This is a genomic window from Paenibacillus sp. FSL K6-0276, assembly GCF_037977235.1.
Lineage (GTDB): Bacteria > Bacillota > Bacilli > Paenibacillales > Paenibacillaceae > Paenibacillus_AQ.
Genome location: NZ_CP150276.1, coordinates 1167272 through 1178784 on the forward strand (window position 1 = coordinate 1167272; position 11513 = coordinate 1178784).

Sequence of the window (11513 nt, forward strand, 5' to 3'; positions counted from 1 at the left end):
TGACCACATATTGAATACATTGTGTAAAATTAAAGACTTCTCGTGAGTTCGTTGAGCTTACGGGAGGTCTCATTTTTTTCATAATGATTTAATGTTGGAGAGGCCCATACAATTGCGCATGGACCTATTTGATTTAGTATTGTGCTGATTTTAATCTCAAACATTTATCTTTTTTCTATAATCGCTCGGGGTTATACCAGTACTATTCTTAAATAAACGATAAAAATACGAACTACTAGTAAATCCAGTTTTTTCGGCGATATCAACAATGGTGTAATCAGAAGTCTCCAGCAGCTCTTTGGCTTTATTCAACCGCATTTCACTAATTTTATCAGATAGTGCTTTTGTGGTTAATTGTTTATATAGCCGGCTGAAATAAATTGGAGACATCGATAACTCGTCTGCAATTGAATTTAAGCACAGGTTGGAATTGCTATAATCTCGCTCAATAATTTGATGTACTTTTCTAATGAGATCTTCTTGTTTTGTACTTCGTTTCTCTTCGAGTTTTTGACTTATTTCTTCAAATATCTTGAAATACGGCGTGTTGATTTCTTCCATGGTTTCAACATGATTGGGGAGTAAGAACGTTGTATCGAATTCGGGTAATGTTAAAATCGCATTGTTCTTTTTTAATGCCCGTAAGACGTTATTAACGGTAAGTGCTAAATGCGATATGACAAGTTGAACCACGGTAAAAGAATATTCTGATATTTCTCCTACGATATCGATATAGATGCTCCGTGCCTTATCCACATTTCCTGACATCAAGGATTCAATGAACTGTTTTTCTTTGTGAACGGGAAATATATACTCTTTGAATTTTAAGTCCATAATATCATCGGAAAAGAGGATACTGCCGTGTCCTTTGAATAATCGATGGTAAGAAGCCTCAAGTACCTGTTTGTAGATTAAAATGCATTGCTCGATGGATTCCTTCACAGGACTAAAGGTAATCGAAATGGATAATTTTAAATGTTTGGTGATTGACAACTGCATAAGCTCCGCCATTTCTATCAGCGAATCCCGTTCCATATTATTAAGCGGATCATGGAAGTTGAGTATAAGTATAAGACTATCATCCCCCATATCAATGGCTTCGATTTGAAAGATCGGCGAGGCAATTTCTGTACTAACGTTCATTATGCCGTATTTGAGCAAATTAATATCATCTTTGTATTTCTCGAGAACCGACGGGAACTGATCAATCCTTATTAAAACAATCAGTGATTTACTATTAACCATTAGCTCCGAATTGAAGTATTTCAATTTTTGTTGCAACACCTCAGCATTATTCGTTTCTCTACCCAAAATCGTATTTCTCAGAAAATCCTGTTTGAGAATATGTTGATGATTACGTTTTTCAGTTTCTAGGATTTTGAATTTACGTATGAATTTATCAATTGGTCGATATACCCTATGGGATAAAGTTAACGAAATCAATAAACCTAAGAGAAGAATGCCAAGACAGATACTGAGTGTTCGATACTTCATTCCACTTATTTCTTGAGTAATATTGCTATAAGGGGTAATGCGAACATATCTCCAACCTAATGGATCGGGAGAAGTGTACGTTATTAAAGATTTAACTCCATCTACTGTGTCTACAAAATATGTAGAGTGTGAAGGATCCTGAATAATTTTCTGTATATAGGTTTTATCAGATAGATCAGTTAGCATTGCTTGCCTGTCATTACTGGAGTATAATATTCCATCCTGATTAATGATAAACGTGTTATTCTCCGATTGATCTAATCGCAGGCCTAACCATGATGCAGAGATATTGACAACGACCGCTGTATTTAAAGCGTTATTATCATCAATGATGCTATAACACAAGTAAGTGTAGCTTGATACATGAGTGGTCTCAACCGAACCGATGTTATATGTTCTGGGGATCGGTTGGAAGGGAAGATGTTCTTTGAATTTCTTAAAAAGGGCTAGAATTCCCTTATCATCAAGTTCGGACTTCGTTTGAACTCCGTTTCGTGCATTATTGGCACTAATATAGAACTGATTGGATTTCGCATTATATACATAAATGGATTCAATGAATGGTAAGGATGCGCGATAGTTATCAAGTTGTTGTTGTGCAAAAATGGTGTCATAGATATTCAAGTCCGTATAATACAACAATTTGGATACCGCAGGGTCAGTGTAAATCTGGGAGGACAGTGAGGTAACAGTCTCTGTCATATTAGATAACTCTGTTTTAATTTGATTCAGACTATTAGAATCGGAACGATAAACTTGTTTAAGTGCGATGCTTGTGAAGTCCATATAAAGAATAGTTGAAGTTATCAAAAGGGTAATAACAACACATCCAATAGAGCCGAGCAGTATTCGGCTATAAACTTTTTTATGCTCTCTAGACCACTGTTTCATCATTTCGTGAAACCCCTTTCATTACTAGTCTGAGTATAATTCATCAGTTTGGTGCTTTCAATCAAATTCGTAATTCAACAGCCAAAATTAGGTTAAATGTAGTGAAAATTCACAAAAGTACAAAAAGTTCATACTTCACAAGTACCGAGATTACAGCAATGTGTGTCATTGTACAGTATATTATCGAATCCGCTTCTTCTATGATTTGGAAGTAAGATTCACGAGAAATTCTATTCAGGAGGAGGTCAGTCATGTTTAAGAAGAAAGGTTTTTTATATGAATTAAATAAGAATAAAATCATGTTTTTGATGATAGCACCGACACTGCTTTTTTTCTTAATAAATTCTTATGCTCCAATGGTCGGCATCTATTATGCATTCACAAGTTATGATTTTGCAGGTGGTTTATTTGGAAGTCCGTTTGTAGGATTAGACAATTTTAAGTTTTTAACGCAATCTGGAATTCTGTTGAAGTTGACAATCAATACGCTTGGATACAACGTGGTGTTTATCATATTAGGTAACGTGGTATCTATAGGGGCAGCAATCCTATTAAGTGAAGTCCGAGGTAAGTTATTTAAAAAATTATCACAATCCATTATGTTTCTACCCTACTTCGTTTCGTTTGTTCTGATTAGTGTTTTAGCGTTTAACATGTTTAATGCTGATTCCGGTTTTGTTAATCAGTTACTAAAATCGTTAGGATTTGATCCAGTAGACATATACAATACACCATGGCTCTGGCCATTTCTGATTACAGCATTTTATATATGGAAAAACTTAGGTTATTCCATGGTCATTTATCTTGCATCCATCATGGGAATCAGCGATGAGTATTACGAAGCTGCCAAAATTGATGGTGCAAATATTTTTCAGCGAATCTGGTATATTACCATACCTATGCTGAAGGCAACATTTATCGTTCTGCTCTTATTTGCACTCGGAAGCATTATGAAAGGTCAATTCGATCTGTTCTATCAGCTTGTCGGGAACAACGGAGTGCTCTTCAACGTTACGGATATTGTCGATACTTACGTTTATCGATCTTTGAAAGTTAATTTTGATATTGGTATGGCAACTGCTGCTGGCTTGTATCAGTCTATCTTCGGATTTGTAATGATTATGACAGTGAATTATATCATCAGGAAAATTAATGATGATTATGCATTGTTCTAAAATAGGAAGGAGGGATTACATTGGATGACAACATTCTAAGTACTAGAGTTTTCCGCATGATGGCTTACCTGATCATTACGATTTTTTCTTTGCTCTGTCTCTTTCCCTTCATTCTGATCATTTCAGGCTCATTGACAGCTAATGAATCCATTATACGCGACGGTTTTCACTTGATTCCTAAAGTGTTCTCGCTGGAAGGTTATCAAATGGTGTTTACCTTTCCAGCTCAGCTAATCAAGGCTTATGGTGTTACGATTTTTGTAACTGTGGTTGGAACGCTGCTGGGATTGTTTCTTATTACGATGGCTGGTTATGTTCTGCAGAGGAAAGATTTCAAGTACCGTAATCAATTGTCCTTCTTCATTTATTTCACAACGCTGTTTGGAGGCGGGCTTGTGCCCTGGTACATCATGCTGACCACATACTTTGGGCTGGCAGACACCTATGCCGTACTGATATTACCTGGTCTTATGACACCTTTTCTCATTATTTTAATGAAAAACTTTATCAAATCTGCGATTCCGGAAGAATTATTCGAATCAGCCAAAATCGATGGCGCGAACGACTTTAGGATCTACTTCAGTGTCGTGCTGAAGCTTGCTATGCCAGGCATAGCGACTGTCGGTCTGTTCCTTGCTCTGACGTACTGGAACGACTGGTTTATGTCTTCCTTGTTCATTAATGACACTAGCATGTATCAGCTTCAATTCTACTTGTATAACACGATCAATACCATGATGTTCGTTTCTCAAATGGCGACTGGAACTGGGGTATCCCTAGGGCGCGAAATTCCGACAGAATCGACGAAGATGGCGATGGCAATCGTCGTTACAGGACCAATTGTTTTCTTATATCCTTTCGTACAGCGATATTTCGTGAAGGGATTAACGATTGGTGCGGTGAAGGGTTAGTACCGAAAGCAAACGAAAGAAACTCGTATGCGATCGGCTGACATAGATCATTCAATTAAGGGGAGGGTTAGTATGAGAAAAGGAAAAAAGAAATTGTTAACGATCGGCACTTCTTTATTCTTAACTGCAAGTTTGTTTGCTGGCTGCAGTGGTAATGCCAAAACTGGGGAGACTACGTCAAATACCAGCACGGAGGCTCCAACTGTAAAAGAAGAGGCTGTAAAAGGAGAGGCTGTAAAAGAAGCGACTGGAATCGACACATCCAAGAAAGTGGAGCTTCAGTTCTATATGCTGGGCGATGCCCCAAAGGATTTAAAGCTCATTCAGGATGAAGTTAACAAAATGGCATTAGAAGATTTGAATGCAACCGTCAAATTCAACTTCACAACCTGGACAGACTGGGAGTCGAAGTACAAGCTTCTGTTGTCCTCAGGGCAGCCGATTGACCTGATCTTTACGGCAGAATGGACGAATTACCAGTCATATGCGAAGAAAGGGGCTTTCCTTCCGCTAGATGATCTCCTACCGAAGGCTGCACCTAAGCTGCAAGCATATGTACCGCAGGATTTCTGGGAAGCAGTCAAGGTTGACAAGAAAATTTACACAGTTCCAGCGATCTGGAAGGAGTATGTAAATGAGGGTGTTGCCTATCGGGAAGATTTGCGTAAAAAGTATAATTTGCCAAAGCCGGAAACACTCGAAACCCTAGAGCAGTATTTGGAAGGTATACGCAAGAATGAACCGGATATGATGCCTCTGGCAGATACTGAGATCAATCATACAGAATCCATCCGTCAAATGACAACTAAAACTGTGAATACCAACTCAACTGTTCCATATGGACTTAACATCATGTATGACACTCCGAGAGACGTAACCTCCTATTGGGGCTCTCCGAAGCATTTGGAAGATTTAAAAATGTACAAGAGATGGCAAGAAAAAGGGTTCTTTATGAAGAATATGCTGAACATTAAAGATAGTGGTCATGATATATTTGCTAGCGGTAAAGCCGCAGCAATTTTAGGATCTGAGAATCCAAACCGCTTTGGTGATTCTGTTGTCAAAGTGAAAACGCTGCACCCGGATTGGGAGCTAGGTTATGCCCCATATGCAAATATAAAAGGGTTCTCTTCACCCGTTCACCCGATTCATAATGGCTTTGCAATTCCACGCAGCAGCAAAAATCCAGAAAGAGCGCTTGCTTTCTATGAGAAAATGGTCACTGATAAACGTTACAATTGGCTGACGCAATACGGTATTGAAGGCAAGCATTTTGAAATTGAGGATGGGAAATATTACAAAATGCTTGGTGATGTCCAATCAAACGGCTTCGCAAGAGAAGGTATGAATGGATGGGCATGGAGAAATCCGGAGTTCAATTTGTTTGATAAGAGCTATGACACTGTGCTAGATATGTTCGCTGAATTAGATAAGATACAAAAGCCAAATATTTACCAAGGCTTCGGAGAGGATTGGACGCCTTATCAAGCAGAGAAGGCAGCTCTTCTACAAGTTGAAAAGCAATACTTATGGCCTTTGAATGTTGGTATGGTTAAGGATGTTGAAGGCGGCCTGAAAATATTTATGGAAAAGGCCAAACAAGCTGGTCTCGATAAAATTCAAGCGGAATACACGAAGCAGTGGATACAGTATTTGGATGATTCAAACATTAAGTAAAATAGTCTAGAGTTCTTAGAGAACAACAGGACTAACGTCCTGTTGTTCTCTACTACAAAGGTGGAATTTTTATGAAGGTTCATTTTCATGGAACAGCTGCATTTGAAGGAATTCCCTCGCTATTCTGTCATTGCGAGACTTGCAAGCAAGCCAAAGTACTTGGTGGGAAAAATATTCGTACACGGACTTCGGTCTTGATTGATGAGGTGCTTAAGATCGACTTTCCGGCGGACACCTTACATCATTCGATTCGTGATTCTGTAGATATGGATAAGGTTCGTGATCTATTGTTTACACATTCACATTCGGATCATTTGTATCCTGAAGATTTACTGATTCGTGCGCTTGGGTATGCCCAATTTATTGAAGAGGAAGAACTTCATCTGTATGGTCATGACTTGCCTATTAAGCACTGCAGTCAATTGCTTGCCACGGAATCGCATCGCTTCCAATTTCACAACTTGAAACCCTTTGAAACCGTACAAACGCAAACAGCTACGATTACCCCATTGCTTGCCAAACATGATCCTAAAGAAACTTGTTTATTGTACATAATAGAGAAGGACGGCAAAACCATTTTCTATGGTCACGACAGCGGCTGGTTTCCTGAACAGACTTGGAATTGGTTGAAAGGGAAGAAACTGGATCTTGCCATTCTGGAATGTACGACGGGGAATGCCGAACAATGCGACGGTCATATGAATGTCAAGGATACTCTAAAAACACGGGAATGGTTAGTCGAGAATCATGTTATGCAAGCGGAAGGGCGAATCGTAGTCACTCATTTCTCTCATAATGCTCATCTGTTGCATGAAGATTTGGTTCATATTTTTGAGCCGAATGGTATCACAGTAGCATTTGATGGGATGCAACTGGACATATGAGTTAGCGCATAAGTGAAATGAGGATATTTCTATGATTTCAATGGCAGTCTTATTGGTTCTATTTTCAGGCTTCACACATGCGGTATGGAATCTATTTACAAAGAGAAGTCTGAATAAATACGTATTTCTCTGGTCGATTCATATTGTTGGTACACTTGCTCTATTACCTTATTTTATAATTGAACTGCTCCAAGTTGAGCTTCATGCGGAGACACTTGGCTATATGGCGATATCTGCTTTATTTCAAGGGATGTACTTCATTTTTCTCTCTAAATCGTATTCCTATGGTGATTTATCACAGACCTATCCTATCATGCGAGGTACTGGTGTCATGCTAGTGACCTTGTTAAGTGTTGTGTTATTCGGGGATTCATTATCTCTAGCAGGCTGGATAGGCTTTTGTTGTATCATAGTAGGGCTCTTTATTATTAGTGGAATAGTTAATCGTCATGCAAATCAAGGGAAATCGGATCATTCCATATCCATTCTTTATGCAATTGTAGTAGGGATATGTGTTGCGGGCTATACATTAATGGATAAACTGATTGTCCAGCAATTATCTCCACTATCAACGCTTGAATTATCCAATATTAATTATGTAATCGTCGCTTTCTTTATGGTTATAAGAGCTGGTCGTACACAAATCATAAGGGAATGGCAACAAAACTGGAAAATGATCTTGATTGGTTGTATTTGCTCGCCAGCTTCTTATTTTATGTTTCTGATGGCGATGAAGCTTGCTCCATTAGCTTCAATTGCGCCAATACGAGAAATTGGAACTGTTGTAGGTACGATTCTTGGCATACTTGTACTAAAAGAGAAGCAAGGCGTGCGAAGAATTATCATGTCGGCTGTGATTACCTGTGGGATCATCTCCATTGCCATATGGGGATAAGTTGGTCTGCCAAAAAACACATAAAACTGCTCATGTGTCATGGGCGTCATGATGTAATAAGGCAGATAAAGCCTTGAAATAAGAATGATTAGAAGCTTCTCATAAGTTCACTGAACTTTTGAGAGGCTTCTTTTTTATCTAATCATCCTTGTGTCTCAGCCATTCCATAATCGTCTCAAGACCAGTCGAAATACACTCTCTATTTCGGAAGAAAGAGGTCTATTAGCGTACTTCATGAATGATGAGAAGTTCGCTTCGCAGAAAAGGAATTTCACCAGACGTCAATTAGTGAGAACCACTAAAAGGGCGGGGGATTATGATGGAGGGAAATAAGTTAAAAGAAGCGTTTAAAATCAGAACAAAGTTGCCAAATGTTCAAACTCATTTTCTTGGATACAACATTTAGCAGATTGCTACCATCATAGAAAGATCACAATTCGATCGGAATTAATTTATAATTGACTATAATCATGATTGTGTTATAATTCAAACATATATTGTTAATCTAATAACTTATATTAGTAATATAACAAATAAACAATCTTGGAGTAGTTGCACGAACCCAGGAATCGGTTGTTCATCTACATCAATTGCTATTGAGAGAGCTAGTTCTTTGTAGTACAACAACAATTGTTAGAATAGTAACATTCAAAACGTTTCATAAGTAATTATAAAGGGAGAAGTGAATGGAATGGATGTTAAAGATATATTAGCGAAAGTAGATCATACCCTGCTTGATGTTACTGCTACATGGGATGATATAAAGAATTTATGTGATGATGCGATGAAATACCAAACGGCCAGTGTTTGTATCCCAAGTGCTTATGTTAGAGAAGCAGTAAATTATGTAGAAGGCAAAATAGCAATATGTACAGTTATCGGATTTCCGAATGGTTATAATACACAAGCCGTTAAAGTATTTGAAGCAACGGATGCAATTACAAATGGAGCATCAGAAATTGATATGGTGATCAATGTGGGCTTCTTAAAAAGTGGACGTTATGAGGAAGTTTGCGACGAAATACGTGCCCTTAAAAATGCATGTGGAAGTAGAATATTAAAGGTAATTGTTGAAACATGTTTGCTCACACAAGAGGAAAAAGTGAAAGTATGTGAGCTTGTTACAAAAGCTGGAGCTGATTATATCAAAACATCCACTGGATTTTCTAAAGCTGGGGCAACCAAAGAGGATGTCAGTCTGTTTGCACAGAACATAGGTCAGAATGTGAAGATTAAAGCAGCTGGAGGTATTCGCTCTTTGGATGATGCTAAAGCATTTATTGATTTGGGCGCAGACCGTTTAGGAACTAGTGCCATAGTTAAAATTGTAAAAGGGCAGGAAGTATTGGGTTATTAGATATGGTATAATTCTGATAATTATACTTTATTATTAGTAGTTAGGATGAACCGGTATGGATAAGCAAGAGAGAGTAAATACAATTGTATCAATCCTAAAAAATAAAAGTGGCGCATCCATCAAAGAGCTTTCACATCAACTTGATGTCACAGAAATGACTGTTCGCCGAGATATTAAATATCTAAAAGAAAATAAAATCGTGCAAGTTGTTTCAGGTGCAGTTATTTATAATGGTTCTGACCCAAATGAGAATAAACAAGATGAATATGATTTGACAACTCAAAAAAATAATCGAGCATCAGAAAAATATAATATAGCAAAGTTAGCAGCTTCATTAATTGAGCCTAACGATATTATTTTTATTGACATTGGTACAACAACCGCTCAAATCATCGAACATATTCCGTCAAATAGCTCTGTAGAAATTGTTTGCTGCACTATGAACGCCTTACTTGAGATTCATAAAAAAGGATTTAAGGATTTTATTCTTATCGGTGGTCATTACCGTCCGGAACTTCAAATGTTTGAAAGCAGAGAAGGTTTGGATTTAATAAGTAGAACACGAACAACAAAAGCATTTATTTCTGCTGCTGGAGTTAATGCTAAATTAGGTATTACTTGCACGAACAGTTGTGAAGTGGACACCAAAAATGCGGCAATTAATTGTGCCCTTGAGAAAATTTTAGTGATTGATTCCTCTAAGTTTGATATGGTTAAATCCACCTACTTTGCTTCGTTAAATGATTTTGATGCTATTGTAACCGATAGAGGTTTATCAGAAGAGTGGATTGAGAAAATCAAACAATTAAATATTTCTCTATATCTAGCTTAGAAATTCAGCGCGTGCCGATACTCAATCGGTGCGCGCTGTTTGATTTTTGCCTTTGAAGCCGAATGCCTCTAATCTTGTGTTGTAAGTCTCTTGTTACTTTATTCTTTTAAACTCGTTTCTTATATGTTATAACTAATGCTACATTCTGCAGATCATTTGGCATTTGATTATTTGAAGGGAGATTTAGTTTTTGAATTCACCACGGACACAAGACAACAAGAAATCATTATATATCGTTTTACTCATTACAGGGATTGTACTGGTAGCATTTAATTTACGACCTGCTATTACATCCGTAGGTCCATTAGTGGGCATTATTCAAGAAGAGGTGGGGCTAGCACATTGGAGTGCGGGTTTATTAATGAGTATACCTTTAATATCCTTCGCTGTAATGTCGTCTCTCGTACCCAAAATAGCTACTCGTTTATCCAATGAGAAGACGCTATTGTTAGGTTTGATTGTTCTTTTAGTCGGTATTTGCATTCGTTCCATTTCAATGACGCTCTTTATTTTCTTCGGAACGTTATTGGTTGGAGTAGGTATAGCCATCGGGAATGTTCTATTGCCGGTAGTTGTGAAGGAGAAATTCCCACAAAAGTTCGGTCTGATGACAAGTGTATATTCCACTTCAATGGGATTGTTCGCATCGTTAGCATCAGGTATTAGTATTCCTCTAGCCAATGATCTCAAGCTTGGGTGGGAGGGAGCTTTAATTGTATGGGGAGTTCCGGCAATCATAGCGATCTTGGTCTGGATCCTTCTTCTTAGGTTAAATCCAGCAAAAGGTAATGCAGTAAAAAGCGTAAGTATCAGCGCTAAGCAAATCTGGCGTTCACCACTCGCTTGGAAAATAGCCTTATTCATGGGATTTCAGTCTTCATTATTTTATATAACGATGTCTTGGTTACCTGAAATCTTATATAACTATGGCATAAGTAGGGGTACAGCAGGCTGGTTACTATCCTTCACACAAATTGTTGGCGTACCTGCTAGTTTTCTTGTTCCTATTCTTGCAGGACGACTACGCTCTCAAGTGTGGATTGCATTCGCATTAGGCATGTGCTCCATTGTTGGTTATGGTGGACTATGGATGGGCTCATCTTATCCAATAATGATCATAAGTATTATCTTAATTGGTATCGCTTTAGGAGGGAATTTTCCACTGGCCTTAAGTTATATCGGAATTCGTGCCCGAAATGGAAATCAAGCTGCAGAATTATCTGGAATGGCTCAATCAACGGGATACATGCTTGCAGCAATTGGACCTATATTGATCGGGTATTTATACGATATGACCCAGGTGTGGACGATTCCACTTATCACACTGATCGTTATTTCTGGAGTCGTGATGACGTTTGGAATGTTGTCTGGTCGAAATGAGTATGTATAAACATGAA

General features: G+C 38.0%; 9 protein-coding genes. 8 read left to right on the forward strand and 1 reads right to left on the reverse strand.

Going from position 1 to position 11513, the window contains the following annotated elements; genetic code table 11:
• Positions 1 to 156: 156 nt before the first annotated feature.
• The gene (locus MHH52_RS05195) at positions 157 to 2388 is read right to left on the reverse strand and encodes an AraC family transcriptional regulator (RefSeq protein WP_340007058.1); all 2232 of its coding nucleotides are present in this window, start codon (positions 2386 to 2388) and stop codon (positions 157 to 159) included.
• Between the two features lie 248 nt (positions 2389 to 2636).
• Here MHH52_RS05195 and MHH52_RS05200 point away from each other — a divergent pair, with 248 nt between their 5' ends.
• The 8 genes from MHH52_RS05200 to MHH52_RS05235 all read left to right on the forward strand — a co-directional run bounded on the left by MHH52_RS05200 (position 2637) and on the right by MHH52_RS05235 (position 11506).
• Positions 2637 to 3560 carry an ABC transporter permease subunit gene (locus MHH52_RS05200; protein ID WP_340007059.1) on the forward strand — a complete coding sequence of 308 codons (924 nt, stop codon included), beginning with the start codon at positions 2637 to 2639 and terminating at the stop codon, positions 3558 to 3560.
• A gap of 14 nt (positions 3561 to 3574) precedes the next feature.
• Positions 3575 to 4471 carry a carbohydrate ABC transporter permease gene (locus tag MHH52_RS05205; RefSeq protein ID WP_340009500.1) on the forward strand — a complete coding sequence of 299 codons (897 nt, stop codon included), beginning with the start codon at positions 3575 to 3577 and terminating at the stop codon, positions 4469 to 4471.
• Between the two features lie 72 nt (positions 4472 to 4543).
• The gene (locus tag MHH52_RS05210; protein ID WP_340007060.1) at positions 4544 to 6148 is read left to right on the forward strand and encodes an extracellular solute-binding protein; all 1605 of its coding nucleotides are present in this window, start codon (positions 4544 to 4546) and stop codon (positions 6146 to 6148) included.
• Between the two features lie 71 nt (positions 6149 to 6219).
• Positions 6220 to 7032, forward strand: a complete 813-nt coding sequence (locus MHH52_RS05215; RefSeq protein WP_340007062.1) for an MBL fold metallo-hydrolase — start codon at positions 6220 to 6222, stop codon at positions 7030 to 7032.
• Positions 7033 to 7063: 31 nt separating this feature from the next.
• Positions 7064 to 7927 carry an SMR family transporter gene (locus tag MHH52_RS05220; protein ID WP_313638248.1) on the forward strand — a complete coding sequence of 288 codons (864 nt, stop codon included), beginning with the start codon at positions 7064 to 7066 and terminating at the stop codon, positions 7925 to 7927.
• 691 nt (positions 7928 to 8618) lie between these two features.
• Complete coding sequence (deoC, locus tag MHH52_RS05225; protein WP_340007064.1) at positions 8619 to 9284, forward strand: deoxyribose-phosphate aldolase; 666 nt, start codon at positions 8619 to 8621, stop codon at positions 9282 to 9284.
• 55 nt (positions 9285 to 9339) lie between these two features.
• Positions 9340 to 10116 carry a DeoR/GlpR family DNA-binding transcription regulator gene (locus tag MHH52_RS05230; protein WP_340007066.1) on the forward strand — a complete coding sequence of 259 codons (777 nt, stop codon included), beginning with the start codon at positions 9340 to 9342 and terminating at the stop codon, positions 10114 to 10116.
• Positions 10117 to 10306: 190 nt separating this feature from the next.
• A complete protein-coding gene (locus MHH52_RS05235; RefSeq protein WP_340007068.1) occupies positions 10307 to 11506 on the forward strand; it encodes an MFS transporter in 1200 nt (399 codons plus the stop codon).
• Positions 11507 to 11513: the final 7 nt, after the last annotated feature.